Below are 16,818 nucleotides of genomic sequence, written 5' to 3' on the forward strand. Positions count from 1 at the left end.
TGGTTGCCGTTGTCCGAGAAGAAGACGTTGCGGCAGATCGCCCGGCCGTTCGTGGCCGATCCTGTCAGCGGTGTGTGCATACGGGACCGGCTGAAGGGCCTCACGCCGGAGGATGAGAATGTCCTGCGGATGGTCGGCGGGCACATGGGCTCGCTGGCCTCCCGTGACCTCAAGGCGCGTTGCGCCGACGGTCTGGATCACTCCACGGATACGTGGGCGGCGCGCAAGCGGGAGCTGACGGCCGAGTCGTCGTCCCGGTGGGCGGGATCGGTGACCGGGGCGACGCATGCGCAGTGGGGGCTGTCCCGCCGGGCGCAGTTCGCCCACCTGCAGGGCCTGGAAGCCGGTGTCCGCACTGTCCGGCATCAGCTGTCCCTGCCGGTCGGCGAGAAGGGCGCCAGGAAGGCCCCGGGCGGCTACCGTTCGGCGCACGAGTGGTTCGTCAAGTCGCGTCGGTTGGCGGTGCTGGAGGACCGGGCCGCTCAGGTGCGGGCCGACCGGGAAGCCGGACGGGTACATGTGGTGCGGGGCGGAAGGAAGTTGGCCAACACCCGGCACAACCTCACCGCCGCCCAACTGACCGAGACCCAGTGGCGTGATCGCTGGGAAGCATCCCGCTGGTTCCTGTCCGCTGACGGGGAGTCCGGCAAGCGCTACGGCAACGAGACGATCCGGGTCACCCCCGACGGGGAAGTGTCGGTCAAGCTGCCCGCTCCGCTGGCGGAGTTGGCCAACAGCAGGCACGGCCGGTACACGCTGGCCGCCCGTGTGAGCTTCCCTCATCGTGGGGACGAATGGGCCGACCGCATCGAAGCGAACCGGGCCGTGGCCTACCGCATCCACCTGGACGTGGAACGCGACCGCTGGTACCTCGACGCGTCGTGGACCCGCAAAGACCTCCCCCTCGTTCCCCTGGACAGCCTGCGGACCGGCGGCGTCGTCGGCGTCGACACGAACGCCGACCACCTGGCGGCCTGGCACCTCGACGTACACGGCAACCCGGTCGGCGAACCCCGCCGATTCGACTACGACCTGACCGGCAGCACGAACCACCGCGACGCGCAGCTGCGCCACGCCCTCACCCGCCTGTTGCACTGGGCCGCCGGCACCGGCGCGCGCGCAATCGCGGTCGAAGACCTCGACTTCACCGACTCCAAGACCCGCGAGAAGCACGGCCGAAGGAAACGCTTGCGGCAGCTGATCTCCGGCATCCCCACCGGCCGCCTCCGCTCCCGCCTCCTCGCCATGTGTGCCGAGTACGGCCTCTCGGTGATCGCCGTCGATCCCGCCTACACCAGCTTGTGGGGGGACCGGCACTGGAGGAAGCCCCTCACCACGAAGACCCGTGCCACCAGCCGCCACCAGGCGGCAGCGGTGGCGATCGGACGACGCGCCCTCGGACACCCGATCCGGCGACGGACGGCACCGCCCCGCGCACACCAGAGCGATGTGCACGGGCATCGGACCGCCCAGGCCGGACCAGGTGACCGGGGGCGTGAGGAAACCCGCCGCCCCGTCACGGACCGCAGCCAAGAGCCGCACGCCCGGACAGGGAAGCAGAGAACGCGGGCGACCAGCGCATCCAAAACCGTTCGGGATGTGCGCAGTGACAGAGTCGATCTTCACGGTCACTCCTGATCACTGTTCAGGAACGGTCCGTAAAATGCCCCCCATGGGACATGCGACCGCCGACAGCGCCGTACCGCGGATGCGCCTGGACGCCTCCAACGCGGCCAAGGTGGCGACCACCCTGCAGGCGCTGGCCACGCCCTCCCGGCTGCTGATCCTCGCCCAGCTGCGCGAGGGCCCGCGGGCCGCCACCGAACTCGCCGACGCCGTCGGCCTGGAGCAGTCCGCCTGCTCGCACCAGCTCCGGCTGCTGCGCAACCTCGGCCTGGTCGTCGGCGAACGCCGTGGCCGGTCGGTCGTCTACTCGCTGCACGACGACCACGTCGCCGCGCTCCTCGACCAGGCGGTCTACCACGTCGACCACCTGCGGCTGGGGCTCACCGGCTGAGGAAACGATCCGCGGAAACGATCCTCCCGGGATTCTCTTGGGACGCGGAGTCCCTTGGGACGCGGAGTCATGACGCAACTCCGCCGCCGGACGGGACGCCCAACTCACCACCGGCCGGCCCCGGTTACGCCGTCGCCTCCGCCGCCGCCCGGCCGGCCGTACGTCCGGAGAAGAGGCAGCCGCCCAGGAACGTCCCCTCCAGCGAGCGGTACCCGTGCACCCCGCCGCCGCCGAAGCCGGACGCCTCGCCCGCCGCGTAGACGCCCGGCAGCACCTCGCCGTCCGGTCGCAGCACCCGCGCCGCAAGGTCCGTCTCCAGCCCGCCCAGCGACTTGCGGGTGAGGATGTTGAGCCGGACGGCGATCAGCGGGGCGGCGCCGGGGTCGAGGATGCGGTGCGGGGTGGCGGTGCGGATCAGCTTGTCGCCGAGGTAGCGGCGGGCGCCGTGGATGGCGGTGACCTGGAGGTCCTTGGCGAAGGGGTTGGCCATCTGCCGGTCCCTGGCCTCGACGGTGCGGCGCAGCTCGTCCGGGTCGATGAGCGCCTCGCGGGTCTTGGCGTTCATGCCGCGGGCGAGGTCGGCGAGGTTGCTCGCGACGACGAAGTCGGGCCCGTGCCGCAGGTGGCCCTTGACCGGGCCGGGGGCGCCGGGGAGCGCCCGGCCGAGGACTCCGCGGACGGACTTGCCGGTGAGGTCGGGGTTCTGTTCGGAGCCGGAGAGGGTGAACTCCTTCTCGATGATGCGCTGGTTGAGGACGAACCAGGTGTGGCCGTGCCCGGTGGCCATGATGTGGTCGAGTGTGCCGAGGGTGTCGAAGCCGGGGAACAGCGGGACGGGCAGCCGGCGGCCGGTCGCGTCCAGCCAGAGCGAGGACGGGCCGGGCAGGATGCGGATGCCGTGCCGGGCCCAGATCGGGTCCCAGTTCTCGATGCCCTCGGTGTAGTGCCACATCCGGTCGCCGTTGATGAGGCTGGCGCCGGCCGCGCCGGCGACGTCCAGCATCAGGCCGTCGACGTGCGCGGGCACGCCGGAGAGCAGTTTGGCGGGCGGGGTGCCGAGCCGGGCGGGCCAGGCCTTGCGCACGAGGTCGTGGTTGCCTCCGATGCCGCCGGAGGTCACGATCACGGCCTGGGCGCGCAGTTCGAAGCGGCCGGCGACCTCGCGCGAGCTGGCCTCGCCGCGGGCCGCCGCGCTGGGCACCAGCACCTCGCCGATGACGGTGTCGGTGACGCCCGCGGTGGCGGCCAGTCCGGTGACCCGGTGCCGGAACCGCAGGTCGACGAGCCCACGCGCGGCGGCGGCCCGGACCCGGCGGACGAAGGGTTCGAGCAGCCCGGGCCCGGTGCCCCAGGTGATGTGGAAGCGCGGCACCGAGTTGCCGGGCCCGTCGGCGAGCAGGCCACCGCGCTCGGCCCAGCCGACGACGGGGAAGAAGCGCACGCCCATCCCGCGCAGCCAGGACCGCTTCTCGCCGGCCGCGAAGTCGACGTACGCCTCGGCCCAGCGACGCGGCCAGGCGTCCTCGGGCCGGTCGAAGCCGGCGGTGCCGAGCCAGTCCTGCCGGGCGAGGGCGTGCGAGTCGCGGATCCGCATCCGGCGCTGCTCGGGCGAGTCGACGAGGAAGAGGCCGCCGAAGGACCAGTGCGCCTGGCCGCCGAGCGAGGCCGCCGGCTCCTGGTCGAGCAGGATCACCTTCCGTCCGGCGTCGGCGAGTTCGGCGGTGGCGGTGAGGCCGGCGAGCCCCGCTCCGATGACGATGACGTCGGCGTCCAGGGCCATGCGCAGTCCTCCGTCGCGGCGGGCGGGCGGCGCACGGGTGGGCGCCGTCGCTGTGCGCCCGATACTGCGGCCTGCGGTGACGTCCGGTCAACCGGCGAGTAACAAGCAGTCGCGCCAATTCCGCTCCACGACGTTGCGGAAATACCTTCGATACGGCGTGGAGCGTAATTCGAAATATCGTCAGCCGGCACCTGACGGAATTTCGGGAATTTCCGCGCAAAGGATGGACGGGCACGAAACCTGGCAGTAACTTACCTGCGAGTAGCTGTGGCCCGGCTAGGCACGACCCCCACCCGTCGTTTCTCTCCCCCAGGAGGAACCGTGCTCCGCCCTGCCCGGAAAGCCAGCCCTGCCCGAAAATCCCGGCACCTCCGGAATTCCACCGCGCTCGCCGCCGTCGCCCTGGGCGCCGCCCTCGCGCTCACCTCCACCACCGCCCAGGCCGCCACTGCCGCCCCGCGGCACTACGTGGCGCTCGGCGACTCGTACGCCGCCGGCGCCGGCGTCCTCGTCCCGTCGGCCGGCCTCTGCCTGCGCTCCGACCACAACTACGGCCACCTGGTCGCCGCCGCCCTCAAGGCCGGCGCGTACACCGACGTGACCTGCGCCGCCGCCAAGGTCAAGGCGATGACGCAGCCCCAGTACGACGCCTTCATCCGGGTCAACGACCCGCAGCTGGACGCGGTGAGCACCGACACCGACCTGGTCACGCTCGGGATCGGCGGCAACGACCTCGCGGCCAGCGACCTCGGCCTCGGCGAACTGGTCGCCACCTGCATCGCCGGGGCGCTGGTCAACCCGACCGGAACGCCCTGCAAGGACGTCTACCACCACGGCTACTGGGACTGGAGCACGTGGTCCTGGCAGTACGGCAACGACGACCTGGCCGAACGGATCACCACCACCATCGCGCCGCAGATCGCCGACACCCTCCAGCGCATCCACGCGAAGGCGCCCAAGGCCAAGGTGCTGCTGGTCGGTTACCCGTCCGTGCTGCCGGCCGACGGATCCAGCTGCGTCCTGCGCCAGCCCGTGACCCCGGGCGACGTCGAGTACATGCACGGCGTCCTCGGCAAGCTGAACGCCATGCTGAAGTCGACCGCGGCCGCCGGCGGCGCGACGTACGTCGACACCGCGACCCCGACCCTCGGGCACGACGTCTGCTCGGACGACCGCTGGATCGAGGGCGCGCTGCCCGGCTCGCCCGCCGTGCCGTTCCACCCGAACGCGACCGGCGAGAAGGTGATGGCGGACGCGGTGCTCGCCGCGATGCGCTGAGCGTCCCATGAACCCCGAGGGGGCGGTGACCAGACCCCGGTCACCGCCCCTTCGGCTCTGCGTCGCTGCTCCGACTTGGTTCCGCGTCGCTACTCGGACTTGGCGGCGGAGGCAGTGGCCAGCCCCGCCGACCACTTCTCCTCGACCTTGCCGAACTTCCAGAACGCGATCGCCGCCGCCCAGGTGAGCACGAACAGGCCGACGATCGCATAGCCGACGAAGTTCAGGTCCAGCCCGCCGATCCAGGCGATCGGGCCGCTGGTGATGTCCAGCTTCTCGCCGAGCAGCCCGATCAGCTCGATCAGGCCGATCACCAGCGCGACCAGCACCGACAGGCCGGTGACGGTCAGGTTGTAGTAGATCTTGCGGACCGGCCGGGAGAACGCCCACTCGTAGGCGAAGTTCATGAACGAGCCGTCGATCGTGTCCAGCAGGCTCATCCCCGCCGCGAACAGGATCGGCAGCGTGAGCAGCGCGTACCAGGGCAGCGAGAAGGCCGCCGCGCCGCCCGCCAGCACCAGCAGCGACACCTCGGTGGCGGTGTCGAAGCCCAGCCCGAACAGCAGGCCCACCGGGTACATGTGCCAGGGCTTGGTGACCGCCCTGGTCACCCGGCCGAGGATGCGGTTCATCAGCCCGCGCTTCTCCAGCTGGCGCTCCAGCTCCGCCTCGTCGTACTCGCCCTCGCGCATCCGGCGGAACACCTTGAGGATGCCGTTGAAGGCGCCCAGGTTGATCAGGCCGAGCAGGAGCAGGAACGTCCCGGAGACGGTGGTGCCGATCAGGCCCGTCATCCTGTGCAGCGTCGAGTCGTCGGCCTGGACCTGCCCGGCCAGCGACTTGATCCCGAAGGCCAGCAGGGCGCAGAGGCCGAAGACGATCGACGAGTGGCCGAGCGAGAACCAGAACCCGACCGACAGCGGCCGCTTGCCCTGGCCCATCAGCTTGCGGGTGGTGTTGTCGATCGCCGCGATGTGGTCCGCGTCGAAGGCGTGCCGCATGCCGAGGGTGTAGGCGGTCAGGCCCATGCCCGCGCCGAACACCTGGCCGCCCACGTCGTAGTGCTCGGGGGCGACGAGCGCGAGCAGGGTGAACCAGCCGACCACGTGCAGCGCGAGGATGAAGCCGCCCATGCCGGCCAGGCGGATCCACTCCTCACGGGTGAGCCGGTCGCGCCATCTGACGGGTGAGGCACCTGCGGCGGGGCTGGCCATCTCTGGTCCTTTCGGGTGGTCGAAGCGAAGCCGGGCCATCTTTCCCCCTGGCGGCGAGTACTTGCAAGTCATGCGCAAATGCTGGATGGCGGCGACGTGGCCGCTTGTCGCGTCACCGCCCCGTCCGCTCCATCAGGGCGTCCGCTTCATCGGGTCCATCAGGTTCATCAGCAAGTCCGCTTCATCAGGAAATCGGACGACTCCTCCCCTAGGGTCGGAATGTCGACCCCAGGGGTCGGCATGTCGACCGACGCCCGCGCCGCGGACCCCGTCGGCACTCACCGGCCCGGGACCCGATGGGAGCGGCCATGCCGTCGTACCCCTTCCACACCACCCGCGAGGACGTCCGCATCCCGCTGCCCGACGGCACCGAGCTGGCCGCCCGGCTGTGGCGCCCGGTCAGCGACGAACCCGTCCCCGCCCTGCTGGAGTACTCGGCCGGGCGGCACACCGACTGGACCGCCGCCGACGACGCCCGCCGCCACCCCTGGTACGCGGGCCACGGCTACGCCGCCGTCCGGATCGACACCCGCGGCCACGGCAACTCCGGCGGCCTGCCCGCCGAACCCGGCAGCGAGCAGGAACTCGCCGACGGCACCGCCGTCCTCGCCTGGCTCGCCGCGCGCCCGTGGTGCAGCGGCCGGATCGGCCTGCTCGGCGCCGGCGCGGCCGGCACCACCGCCCTGCTACTGGCCGCCCGCGCCCCCGAGACCGTCCGCGCCGTCGTCACCGCCTGCCCCGAAGGCGGCCACCGCCTCGGCGGCGCCGTCCTCGCCGCCGACCTGCACGTCCGGCTCACCGCCCTCGTCGCGGGCGCCGCCCGGCCGCCCGACCCGCGCTACGTCGGCGACGCCTGGCGTACGCAGTGGTTCGCCCGCCTCGAATCCCTCGAACCCCCCGTCGACACCTGGCTCGCCGCCGGCGAGCCGACCGTCCCCGTCTCCGTCCCCACCCTCGCGATCGCCGGCTGGGGCGACCCGTCCTGCTCCTTCGTCCTGCGCCTGCTCGCCACCTCCGAACCCGCCCGCGCCCTGCTCGGCCCCTGGCCGCACGGTCTGCCCGAGGACGCCCTCCCCGAGACCCTCCGCTGGTGGGACCACTGGCTTCGCGACATCGACACCGGCGTCCTCAAGGAACCCGCCCTGCGCAGCCGGCTCGGCACCCGCTGGGCCGGCGACACGGTCTGGCCCTCCCCCGACGTCCGCGACATCCACTACGGCCTCGACGGGCCGCTGCGCACCGCCGGCACCGCCTCCGACGACCGCTACGTCCACGTCCGCTCGCCCCAGCACACCGGCCTCAACGCGGGCGCCTACGTCCTGCTCGGCCGCCCCGCCGACCGGGCGCCCGACCAGCGCGAGGAGGACGGGCGCTCGGTCTGCTTCGACTCCCAGCCGCTGCCCGAACCCGTCGAACTGCTCGGCATCCCGTCCGTCCGGCTCCGGCTGCGCGAGGAGGGGCGGCCCGCCCTGGTCGTCGCCCGGCTCTGCGCCGTCGGGGCGGACGGGACGTCGGAGCTGGTCACGCGCGGGGTCCTGGTCGCCTCCGACGCGGATGCGACCGTCGAGCTGGCCGCGTGCGCCGCGTCCGTCCCCGCCGGACACCGGCTGCGGCTCGCGCTCTCGTCCGTCTACTGGCCGTGGGTGTGGCCCGCCGCCGACGCCGCCGGGTACGCCGTCGACCCCTCCCGCAGCACCCTCACCCTGCCCGTCCGCCACCTCGCTGCCGACCTGGGCGCCGATGCCGTGGTGTTCGAGTCCCCGGTCCTGCCCGACCCGCTCGCCGTCCACCTCACCGAGCCGCTCACCGCCCGGCCCGAACGCGTCACCGTCCACGACATCGGCCGCCACGAGTGGCGCACCGAACTCTCGCTCGCCTCCGACGGCACCCGCACCCAGCCCGACGGCCTCGTCCGCGACGAACACACCGTCACCGCCTACCGCGTCCTCACCGACACCCCACTCAGCGCCCAGGCCCGCACCGACCACACCGCCCGCCTGGAACGCCCCGACATCGGGTGGGACGTCACCCTCCAGACCCGCGCCCAACTCCGCTGCGACGCCACGCACTTCATCAGCATCATCCAACTCCGCGCCCTGGAGGCGGGGTCGGTGGTCTTCACGAGGGAATGGCAGCACCGCGTGCCGCGCTAGTTTCCCCATCTCAAAGCCACCCTAATATATTTGCATCGACCACTCAGATCGACTTATAACTGGCTCCATGAAGACCACACAGACCATGCGGACCATTGGCCTGATCGGCGGCATGAGCTGGGAATCCACCGCCGAGTACTACCGCCTCCTCAACGAGCTCACCCGGGACCGTCTCGGCGGCCTCCACTCGGCCCAACTCGTCCTCTACTCAGTCGACTTCGCCACCATCGAACGCCTCCAGTCCGAAGGCCGCTGGACCGAGGCCGGCGACATCCTGGCCGCTGCGGCACGCTCCCTGGAGGCCGCCGGCGCCGAGCTGCTGCTGATCTGCACCAACACCATGCACAAGGTCGCCGACCAGGTCGCGGCCGCCGTGTCCGTCCCCCTCCTGCACCTCGCCGACGCCACCGCGAGCGCCGTCCGCGCGGCGGGCCTGCGCCGGGTCGGGCTCCTCGGGACGGCGTTCACGATGGAACAGGACTTCTACCGCGGCCGGTTGGCGTCGGGCGGCCTGGACGTCCTCGTCCCCGGAGCGGAGAGCCGCGCGCTGGTGCACCGGGTGATCTACGAGGAACTGTGTGTCGGCGTGGTCCGCGAGGAGTCCCGGGCGGCGTACCGCCGGGTGATCGAGGAACTGGTGGCCGCGGGTGCGGAGGGCATCGTCCTCGGCTGCACGGAGATCGAGCTGCTCGTCCGCCCCGAGGACAGCCCCGTCCCCGTCTTCCCCACCGCCCGCCTCCACGCCGAAGCCACCCTCGACGCCGCCCTCCACGCCGAAGCCGCCCTCGACGCCGCCCTCGACGCCGGGGTCACGCGGCGAGAGGCGTGAGGAAGATCCAGACGTGGCCGAACGGGTCCCGGAGGGTGGACTGACGGTAGCCGTAGGACATGTCGGCGGGCGGGGTGAGGAGTTCGGCGCCGGCGGTGACGGCCTGGGCGGTAACGGCGTCCACGTCGGGGACGTAGACGTGCAGGGCCACCGAGGCCGCGCCCGCGGTGGGCGGTGCGAAGGGAGCCAGGTGGGCGTCGCCGAGCATCAGAGTGGCCCCGTGGACGACGATCTCGGCGTGGTGGATCCGGCCGTCGTCGCCCTCCAGCCGGAACAGCTCGGTCGCGCCGAACGCGGCCCCATAGAAGCGGATCGCCTCGGCGGCTCCGTCGACGATGATGTGCGGGATGACAGTGCGCTGGTGGTGCTCGGGAATCTCCATGCGCATCACGGTAGGCCGAGATGATCACCCGGACATCGGACAAGAGGCCCGTCCCGCCTAGGTCCAGGGATGCAGGACCCGCCCGCCGGACGTGACAATGGCGCGATGGGACAACCCGACCCGAAGCCGTACTGGAACACCAATGTCGCCCGCCACCCGGGCATCCTCCGCGCCGTCCCCGCCGCGTGCCGCAAGGCGCTGGACGTCGGTTGCGGGGACGGACTGCTGGCGTGGAAGCTCGCCGGGCGGGCGCAGCACGTCCTCGGAGTCGACAAATCGCCTCAGATGATCGCCGCCGCGCGGGAGCGCGCCGCCGGACGCTCCGACCTCGCCTTCGCCACCGGGGACTTCCTCGCCCTCGATCTCCCCGCCGCCGACTACGACTTCATCTGCTCGGTGAGCGCGATCCACCACATGGACTTCGAGTCGGCGCTCGTCCGCATGCGCGAACTACTGCGCCCCGGTGGCGTCCTGGTGGTGGTCGGCCTGGCGCGCGAGGAGAGCGCGGCGGACTGGGCGACGCTCGTCGCGGCGGCACCACTCGTCCGGACGGTCAAGGTGCTGCGCCGGGCGAGCGAGCCGGAGGGCATGCCGATGGCCGACCCGCCGCTGAGCTACGCCGAAGTCCGGTCGGCCGCGCGACGGCTCCTGCCCGGCGTGCGCTACCGCCGGCACGTCCTCCGCCGCTACTCGCTGACCTGGACCAAGCCCGCCGGGTCACGGTAGGCGCCGACGGCGGTGGTAGGCCACGGTGACCGCAGCAAGCAGCGGACCCCACGCGACGAGCGGCGCGTAGCACACGATGAGCGCGAGCAGGGGCAGGCCGTGCGGCAGGGCCACGGTGTCCTGACCACCGACGGTCGGGCCGAAGTGGGTATGGAGGACAAGGGCGTTGAGCGGGTAATACACACAGAACGCCATCACCAGGGCGGCGCCCACCCCCGCCGTCACGACCGCGAAGCGCGCCGGGACGCGCCGGCCACCCAGGACCGGCACCCAGCGCGGCAACACCTCCCCCCAGGGACGGACCAGTCCGAGGGTGAGAAACGCGAGCCCTTCCGCGACGGCGCTGATCCCCAGGATGTAGAGCTTCTCCGCCACCCCCATGGCCTCGACCTCCCCCCACCCGGCCAGCCCGGCCACCAGCGCGACCCGCCACAGCCCGGACGGCAACGTCACCAGCGGAACCACATGCGCCGCCCGAACCGCCCACCGCGGCGTCCCCGCCACAACCATCGACGCCATCACACCGCCCCCTCGTTCACCGTCCCGCAGTTGCCACACCCATCCTGGCGAGCAGACGAACCAACCCCATCGTCACCGCCGACGACCCCCCTCCCCCACACGGGGGATCTCCGCACCTGCACACGCAAGGACACCCACGGACGTTCCCGCAGGAAATCGACCCGGCCGACTTCCTGCGCAAACGAAAGCCGCACCAGTCCCCTCGCGCCGCCCACGGGAGAAAATCTATAGACCGGTCTAGAGAGCGCCCCCCTCCCCGAGCTATGCACCAGAAGTCGGCCATGCCGACTTCCTCAGCGGCACACCAACGACAAGCGGCCGGCGCCGGGGAAGAATCAGTAGACTGGTCTTCATAATCTCTGGGCGGGCACACCAGAAGTCGAGGAGCGGTCGGCGGACGTGAGGGCGGCGGTGTCACCGCCGAAGACGGCCTGATCGTAGTGCCGTCCGGCTTGGTCGATGCGTGCGTCCGCGTGTCGCGTTCAGTGGATGCCCTGGACGCTACGCGAACAGCGTCGCCCATTGGTCGACCGTTCGGTAAAACCTGCGTGGCCCGGCCTCCCGTAGCCTCTGGGCATGACACACGGGGTGGGCGCGCGGGCGCTGTACGAGGCGCTGATGGACTACGAGGGGGCGGCGCTGTACGAGGCGGTCGTCGCGCCGTGGCTAGACCGGGCCGTACGGGAGGGGTACGGCGAGCAGTTGGCCACGGCCGCTCGGTACCGCTCCTGGTGGGACGAGCCCGGCGGGACCGAACTCCACTGGGAGCTCTACGCGTTGAGCCGGGTCAGCGACTACCTCCTGCCCGACGGTTCCCCGCCACACGAGTACCTCCGCCTCTTCACGGCGCTCGGCATGACCCCCGTCGCATACGACGATGCCTTCGACCCGTTCCACCACGAGATCGCCGAAGTCGAGCAGGCCGAGGACCCGCACACGCCGATCGAGCTGGCCGAGGTCCGCTGGCCCGGCCTGATGCTCGGCGAGTTGCTCTTCAGCCGGGCGGGCGTGCGGGTCCGTGCCGGCGCCGCGCACGCCGAGCGCGGGGTCGCGGACTGCTCGCCGCTGTTCTGGACGTTCCGCCGCCGGCACCGCCCGACCGTCGACCTCTCGCACGGCTGGGGCTCCAACTCCCAGTGGCGCACCGAACTCCGTCTCGACTACCGCACCCCGACCGGCGACCACCTCAACGTCGCCGACACCGGCGCGATCGACGGCCGCCCCGACCTCAGCCCGGAGCACCCGGAGAACCTCGGCTCCGACGAACGCCTGCTCACCCCCGCCGAGCGCCGCGAACTCCTGTGCCACCGCTGCCTGTTGCGCACCCCCGAGGCCGCCGATGCACTGGCCGGGTCCCCGGGATGGGAGCGGAACCTGTTCCCCTTCGAGTGGCGGCTCCCCACTGCCGAACATTGAGCCCGTGCACGCGCCCAAAACCGGGCATCCCGTCTACGCGCCCCGAGCCTGGTCGGCCAGGACCTCGCTGATCACGTGCCGGGCGATGGCCGCCATGACCGGGTTGGTGTCCCGGTAGTAGTCCAGCTCCATCAGTGCCACCGACAGCGCCCAGCCGCGCCCGCGCGCCCAGGCCGCGTCGTCGGCGCCGACAGCGGAGTGGAACACGCCCCGCACATCGGCGGGCAGGACGTACCAGGCGGCGATCAGGTCGACGGCCGGATCCCCCAGCCCCACGCAGCCGAAGTCGATGACCGCGCTGAGCCGCCCCTCGGACACCAGGAGGTTCCCGGGCTGGAGGTCCGAGTGGATCCAGACCGCCGGTCCGGGGCGGCCGGGAGCGCGCAGGGCCGTGTCCCAGGCCGCGGTGACGTGCCCGGCATCGATGACGCCCCGGAGTGCGGCGATCGCCGCCCGCGTGGCACCGTCCCGCGCTGCCAGGGGTTCGCTGCGGTAAGCCGCCGGTCCGCCCGCCGGGTCGACACGGTTCAGAGCGTTCACGAAGGACGCCAAGTCGCAGGCGAGCAGCACCGGTTCGTCGATCCGCCCGACGGCCGGGTTCGCGCCGTCGAGCCACTCGAAGACCGACCAGGGCCACGGGTAGCCCTCAACCGGCTTCCCCAGGCCCAACGGTGTGGGGACGGCGACAGGGAGCGACGGCGCAAGGCGCGGCAGCCACACATGCTCCTTCGTGATGTCCTCGGCCGCCGCCGCCATGCGCGGAAGACGGACCACCATGTCGCCACCCAGCCGGTACATGGCGTTACTGGTGCCCGCAGAGTCGACCAACTCAACGGACAGCCCCGCCCATTGGGGGAACTGTGCCGCGATCAGCCGACGGACGAGCCCACCGTCGATGTCCACCTCACCGACGTGCATCTTGGCCACACCCATCAAATCCCCCCGCTCAGGAACGCCCCGACCACCGCCACGAACCGCTCGGCATCGTCGAGCCACGGAAAGTGCCCGGCCCCCGCCTGGACCGCGAACTCGGCCCGCGGGAACAGCTCGGCCAGTTCCGCCATCGCCGGCACCGGCGAGTTCAGGTCGAACTCGCCTGCCAGGACCAGCACTTCACCGTCCAGCCGCGCCAGCCCCGCCCGCGTCGCCGCCGGGTCGTACGCACCCTCCGCGCCGTACGCCGCCGCGGCCTCACCGTTGCGCTGCGTGCTCTCCGCCGCCTTGTGGGAGCGCGCCGCATCGCCCCAACGGCCGTACACGAACGGTGTGATGGCCGACCAGTCCGCCGCGGTCGCACGGCCGGCGACGATCGACTCCAGCGCCGCGAACGCCTCCGCGAACCACGGCTCGTCCTTGCGCAGCAGCGCCGCCTCACGCCGCACCTCCCCGGGCACGGCAATGCCGACGCCCAGCGGGCTCGGCGTGATCAGCACGAGCCGGCCAATCCGGTCCGAGTACCGCTCGGCGTACCGGAGGGCGAGGTTGGCACCGGCGCAGTGCGCGAGGAGGTCGAGCCGCTCCAGGCCCAGCACCAGCCGCAGCGCCTCGACGTCGTCCACCTGCCGGTCGCAGCGGTACGAACCGGGGTCGGCCGGGACGGCCGAGCTGCCGGTGCCGCGCAGGTCCAGCCGCACGACCTGCCGATATTGAGCAAGGCCCCCGAGATCACCCAGGTAGGCGGAATCCTGCATCGGGCCGCCGGCCAGGCACACCAGAGGAGCGCCGTCGCCGGAGAGGTGGTAGGTCAGTCGGGTGCTGTCGTGCGCGGGGAACGTAGGCATGGGGGACGACCCTGCCAGCGCGCCCCGGCCCCCGCAACCGAAAAACACAGGCCCACAGCCGAAGACACGGGCCCTCAGCCGAAGAGCCGACCGCGTCACTCCCGGACGGCCAGGTCCTGACTCCCCACCACCTTCAGCAGCCGCAGCGCCGAGTGCGAGGGCGTGCCGGGCGCCGCCGTGTACAGGATGATCCACTGATCGCGCTGCGGGTCGTGCAGCGCCTCGCAGTCGAGGTCGAGCGGGCCCACCACCGGGTGGAGGATGCGCTTGTGGTTCGAGCGGCGCACCGCGACGTCCTGCTGCGCCCAGAGCTCGCGGAACTCGGCGCTGGCCGCCAGCAGGCGGTCGACCAAGCCGCGCACGCCGCTGTCGGCGGGGTACCGGGCCGCCGCCGCCCGCAGGTCCGCGACCGCCCCGCGGGCGAAGCGCCGGAGGCCGGCGGGGTCGTGCCGCGCTCGGGCGTCCGGGTCGGTGAAGAACCGCTCCACCCGGAGGGCGGCACCTACCCCTGGTGACCGCCCCCCTGGTATCCGACGATGAGCTCGGGCAGCCGCCGCATGTCGTCGAAGACGACGGTGCCCGGCCCCGCCAGCCGCTCCGCCGGGGTGAGCCCGCCCGCGTAGCCGAGCGCGCGCATCCCGGCGGCGCGGGCAGCCTGAACTCCGGGCAGGCTGTCCTCGACGACGACGCACGCGGACGGGTCGACGCCCATCGTGCGGGCGGCGTGCAGGAAGAGGTCGGGCGCGGGCTTGCCGCGCCCGACCTCGGTGGCGCTGAAGATCCGGCCGGCGAAGTGGTCGTAGAGGCCGGTACGGCCGAGCGTGTGGCGCATCTTCTCGTGCGAGCCGCTGGACGCGACGCAGGTAGGCAGGGTGATCGCGGCAAGCGCCTCGGGCAGCCCATCGACCGGCGTCAACTCGGCGTCAACGGCCTCGGCATGGAGCTCGACGAAGCGCTTGCCCCACAGGTCGGCGGTCGCGGCGCCCAGCCGCTCGGCGACCGCGGCGTGGTTGGACGCCTCGGAGCGGCCGATGAACCGCTCGACCACCTCGGCCTCCGTCAGCGGCCAGCCCAGCTCCGCGCCCAGCCGCACCTGGATGCGGGCGGCGATGACCTCGCTGTCCACGAGGACGCCGTCGCAGTCGAATATCACCAGCTCAATCGGCTTGATCATCCGGGCAGCTTAGCCGAATCCGCTTCCGGTACAGGCCGCAACAGGATCCGGCGCCGTTCGAGGTCCAACTCCTCCAGGAAGACCGCGAGTTCGTCGCCCACGACGACCGGAAGCCCGGGCAGCTCCGCGAGGTCGTCGGCGTGGACGAGACCGCTCAGCTCCGCCCCGACGCTGTTCGGGAGGTCCACGAACACGCCGAACGGCACCACCATCGACACAACTCCCGTGAATGTCCGCCCGATTGGCCCGGTGGCGGCGAAGAGCCGCCACGGGTCGGGGTGCAGGGCCTTCATCGACAGGTTGACCTGCTCCCAGCCGAATTCGACGCTCAGCACCTCCGCCTCGATCTCCCGGCCGACCGGCGCGACGTCGTCCGCCGAATCGGAGCGACTCCAGGACATCTCGGGAAGACGCAGGAAGCCGACGTGCCGCCCGATGTCGCCGTCCAGCCCCGGGCCCAGGCGCACGTCCACGTCCAGATCCACGTACACGCCGACGTCGTGCAGGCCCGTCGCGACCACGCCGCGCACCCGGTCGCCGTCCCGCAACGAGCCCAGCAGCGTGCGCAGTTGCTCGGCCCGGGTCGGCTGGACCCGCCAGCGGGTGCGCAACACTCCGTCACCGTCCGGGACTTCGGCGGCGAGCAGCGGTCGACGGTCGGCAGGCTCCACCGGGATCAGGGCAGCCCGCCCCTTCCGTACCTCCGTGCGGCGTTCGACGATCTTCGCCGGGAAGGCGTCGGCGAGCTGCGGCTCCTCGACCAGCAGCGCGACCCGCTCCCGCCGCTCGATCGCGGCCCGGACGGCGTCGGTGTCCGCCGAGAGGTCCGGCCACACGGCGAGCCGCGCCCGAGGCGTCAGCTTCGCGCGCACGGCGGGAACGTCCCCGGCGGAGGCCAGGGCGTACCAGCGGTAGCCGTTGCGGACGTACTGCTCCTCCAGCAGCACCCCGCCCCGCTCCGCCGCCCCCTCGCCGACCTCCGCCCAGAACGCGTCATCGGCGGGACGGGCGACGGCCGTCTCGTCCAACTCCGGTGCGTACGGGGAGGATTCGACGTCCGCGACGACGAGCCCCAGGGCCCGCGCCCGCTCGGCGGCGACGGCGGTGTCCACAGGAGCCCCACCGACGTAGATCTCCCCTTCGTCGCCGACGTGCAGGAAGAACCCGCCGCCGCCGCTCAGCCGACACCACGCCCCGTGCCGCAGCACCATCGCCCGCAGCAGCCCAAGCCCGGTGCCCAGTGACACCTCGGCGCCGTCGTGGAAGCCGCGGTGACGGTGGTCGAACAGGCCGTGCAGGCCGTTCCCGGTCACGCAGACCCGGTGAGAGAAGGAGAAGAAGCCGTTCAGCGCAGGATTGTCGATCATCAGCCGCTCGACCCCGGCGTCGAGCGCGAAACCCGCGACGGCCGCCACGCAGGCTTCCGCATGGCTCTCGCGGGAGTTGTGGTCGAACGACCCGCTCAGCCGGTAGACGGGACGGCGGCGCGCCATGTCAGCGCCCGGCGCGGCTCGAAGGCGCCCCAAGGGCCGGTCGCGGGTGGACAGAT

The 16,818-nt window shown here is 72.2% G+C and carries 16 protein-coding genes; 7 read left to right on the forward strand and 9 right to left on the reverse strand.

The features are described from left to right. The first annotated feature begins 9 nt into the window (after positions 1-9). Both KV557_RS26765 and KV557_RS26770 read left to right on the forward strand, forming a co-directional pair. Positions 10-1,638 carry an IS200/IS605 family accessory protein TnpB-related protein gene (locus KV557_RS26765; RefSeq protein WP_218204054.1) on the forward strand — a complete coding sequence of 543 codons (1,629 nt, stop codon included), beginning with the start codon at positions 10-12 and terminating at the stop codon, positions 1,636-1,638. Positions 1,639-1,672: 34 nt separating this feature from the next. Next, complete coding sequence (locus KV557_RS26770; protein WP_218204055.1) at positions 1,673-2,017, forward strand: ArsR/SmtB family transcription factor; 345 nt, start codon at positions 1,673-1,675, stop codon at positions 2,015-2,017. A gap of 124 nt (positions 2,018-2,141) precedes the next feature. On the opposite strand, the gene KV557_RS26775 is transcribed toward KV557_RS26770, so the two are convergent. Next, entirely contained in the window at positions 2,142-3,797 is a 1,656-nt protein-coding gene (locus KV557_RS26775) for an FAD-binding dehydrogenase (protein WP_218204056.1), read from the reverse strand. Positions 3,798-4,118: 321 nt separating this feature from the next. Here KV557_RS26775 and KV557_RS26780 point away from each other — a divergent pair, with 321 nt between their 5' ends. After that, the gene (locus KV557_RS26780) at positions 4,119-5,075 is read left to right on the forward strand and encodes an SGNH/GDSL hydrolase family protein (RefSeq protein ID WP_218204057.1); all 957 of its coding nucleotides are present in this window, start codon (positions 4,119-4,121) and stop codon (positions 5,073-5,075) included. A gap of 89 nt (positions 5,076-5,164) precedes the next feature. Here KV557_RS26780 and KV557_RS26785 read toward each other — a convergent pair whose 3' ends face one another. Then, positions 5,165-6,289, reverse strand: a complete 1,125-nt coding sequence (locus tag KV557_RS26785) for a HoxN/HupN/NixA family nickel/cobalt transporter (RefSeq protein WP_218204058.1) — start codon at positions 6,287-6,289, stop codon at positions 5,165-5,167. A gap of 308 nt (positions 6,290-6,597) precedes the next feature. Here KV557_RS26785 and KV557_RS26790 point away from each other — a divergent pair, with 308 nt between their 5' ends. Together KV557_RS26790 and KV557_RS26795 are read left to right on the forward strand one after the other, a co-directional pair. Beyond that, positions 6,598-8,442: a CocE/NonD family hydrolase gene (locus tag KV557_RS26790; RefSeq protein WP_218204059.1), complete on the forward strand. Its 1,845-nt coding sequence runs from the start codon at positions 6,598-6,600 to the stop codon at positions 8,440-8,442. Between the two features lie 85 nt (positions 8,443-8,527). After that, the gene (locus KV557_RS26795) at positions 8,528-9,271 is read left to right on the forward strand and encodes an aspartate/glutamate racemase family protein (protein WP_218204101.1); all 744 of its coding nucleotides are present in this window, start codon (positions 8,528-8,530) and stop codon (positions 9,269-9,271) included. Here the strand turns inward: KV557_RS26795 and KV557_RS26800 are convergent. Further along, positions 9,252-9,653 (reverse strand): VOC family protein, encoded by a 402-nt coding sequence (locus tag KV557_RS26800; RefSeq protein ID WP_256177989.1) that lies wholly within the window; start codon positions 9,651-9,653, stop codon positions 9,252-9,254. The two genes, KV557_RS26795 and KV557_RS26800, sit on opposite strands and share 20 nt — an antisense overlap. Before the next feature lie 105 nt (positions 9,654-9,758). Between KV557_RS26800 and KV557_RS26805 the strand changes: the two genes are divergently transcribed. Then, positions 9,759-10,379, forward strand: a complete 621-nt coding sequence (locus KV557_RS26805) for a class I SAM-dependent methyltransferase (RefSeq protein WP_218204061.1) — start codon at positions 9,759-9,761, stop codon at positions 10,377-10,379. Here KV557_RS26805 and KV557_RS26810 read toward each other — a convergent pair. Continuing rightward, complete coding sequence (locus tag KV557_RS26810) at positions 10,371-10,898, reverse strand: hypothetical protein (protein ID WP_256177990.1); 528 nt, start codon at positions 10,896-10,898, stop codon at positions 10,371-10,373. The two genes, KV557_RS26805 and KV557_RS26810, sit on opposite strands and share 9 nt — an antisense overlap. Positions 10,899-11,474: 576 nt before the next feature. Here KV557_RS26810 and KV557_RS26815 point away from each other — a divergent pair. Then, entirely contained in the window at positions 11,475-12,314 is an 840-nt protein-coding gene (locus KV557_RS26815) for a hypothetical protein (RefSeq protein ID WP_218204062.1), read from the forward strand. A 33-nt stretch (positions 12,315-12,347) separates the two neighbouring features. Here KV557_RS26815 and KV557_RS26820 read toward each other — a convergent pair whose 3' ends face one another. From KV557_RS26820 to KV557_RS26840, 5 genes are all read right to left on the reverse strand, one after another. After that, positions 12,348-13,247 carry an aminoglycoside phosphotransferase family protein gene (locus KV557_RS26820; RefSeq protein WP_218204063.1) on the reverse strand — a complete coding sequence of 300 codons (900 nt, stop codon included), beginning with the start codon at positions 13,245-13,247 and terminating at the stop codon, positions 12,348-12,350. Then, on the reverse strand, positions 13,247-14,095 hold the full coding sequence (locus tag KV557_RS26825) for an alpha/beta fold hydrolase (protein ID WP_218204064.1): 849 nt from the start codon (positions 14,093-14,095) through the stop codon (positions 13,247-13,249). Before KV557_RS26825 ends, KV557_RS26820 begins: the two co-directional genes overlap by 1 nt. Positions 14,096-14,190: 95 nt before the next feature. Next, positions 14,191-14,583 carry an MmyB family transcriptional regulator gene (locus tag KV557_RS26830; RefSeq protein WP_218204065.1) on the reverse strand — a complete coding sequence of 131 codons (393 nt, stop codon included), beginning with the start codon at positions 14,581-14,583 and terminating at the stop codon, positions 14,191-14,193. Between the two features lie 14 nt (positions 14,584-14,597). Beyond that, on the reverse strand, positions 14,598-15,269 hold the full coding sequence (locus KV557_RS26835; RefSeq protein ID WP_218204066.1) for an HAD family hydrolase: 672 nt from the start codon (positions 15,267-15,269) through the stop codon (positions 14,598-14,600). Continuing rightward, the gene (locus KV557_RS26840; protein WP_218204067.1) at positions 15,266-16,762 is read right to left on the reverse strand and encodes a S1 RNA-binding domain-containing protein; all 1,497 of its coding nucleotides are present in this window, start codon (positions 16,760-16,762) and stop codon (positions 15,266-15,268) included. Before KV557_RS26840 ends, KV557_RS26835 begins: the two co-directional genes overlap by 4 nt. Positions 16,763-16,818 lie beyond the last annotated feature (56 nt).

Origin of the sequence: Kitasatospora aureofaciens (genome assembly GCF_019192735.1) — a bacterium.
Lineage (GTDB): Bacteria > Actinomycetota > Actinomycetes > Streptomycetales > Streptomycetaceae > Kitasatospora > Kitasatospora aureofaciens_A.

What these genes read in the sequence shown, in the direction of transcription:
- KV557_RS26785 (WP_218204058.1), bottom strand. Translation starts at nt 6,289, where the DNA reads ATGGCCAGCCCCGCCGCAGGTGCCTCACCCGTCAGATGGCGCGACCGG.
- KV557_RS26840 (WP_218204067.1), bottom strand. Translation starts at nt 16,762, where the DNA reads ATGGCGCGCCGCCGTCCCGTCTACCGGCTGAGCGGGTCGTTCGACCAC.
- KV557_RS26820 (WP_218204063.1), bottom strand. Translation starts at nt 13,247, where the DNA reads ATGGGTGTGGCCAAGATGCACGTCGGTGAGGTGGACATCGACGGTGGG.
- KV557_RS26835 (WP_218204066.1), bottom strand. Translation starts at nt 15,269, where the DNA reads ATGATCAAGCCGATTGAGCTGGTGATATTCGACTGCGACGGCGTCCTC.
- KV557_RS26800 (WP_256177989.1), bottom strand. Translation starts at nt 9,653, where the DNA reads ATGGAGATTCCCGAGCACCACCAGCGCACTGTCATCCCGCACATCATC.
- KV557_RS26795 (WP_218204101.1), top strand. Translation starts at nt 8,528, where the DNA reads ATGCGGACCATTGGCCTGATCGGCGGCATGAGCTGGGAATCCACCGCC.
- KV557_RS26770 (WP_218204055.1), top strand. Translation starts at nt 1,673, where the DNA reads ATGGGACATGCGACCGCCGACAGCGCCGTACCGCGGATGCGCCTGGAC.
- KV557_RS26810 (WP_256177990.1), bottom strand. Translation starts at nt 10,898, where the DNA reads ATGGCGTCGATGGTTGTGGCGGGGACGCCGCGGTGGGCGGTTCGGGCG.
- KV557_RS26825 (WP_218204064.1), bottom strand. Translation starts at nt 14,095, where the DNA reads ATGCCTACGTTCCCCGCGCACGACAGCACCCGACTGACCTACCACCTC.
- KV557_RS26805 (WP_218204061.1), top strand. Translation starts at nt 9,759, where the DNA reads ATGGGACAACCCGACCCGAAGCCGTACTGGAACACCAATGTCGCCCGC.
- KV557_RS26790 (WP_218204059.1), top strand. Translation starts at nt 6,598, where the DNA reads ATGCCGTCGTACCCCTTCCACACCACCCGCGAGGACGTCCGCATCCCG.
- KV557_RS26775 (WP_218204056.1), bottom strand. Translation starts at nt 3,797, where the DNA reads ATGGCCCTGGACGCCGACGTCATCGTCATCGGAGCGGGGCTCGCCGGC.
- KV557_RS26815 (WP_218204062.1), top strand. Translation starts at nt 11,475, where the DNA reads ATGACACACGGGGTGGGCGCGCGGGCGCTGTACGAGGCGCTGATGGAC.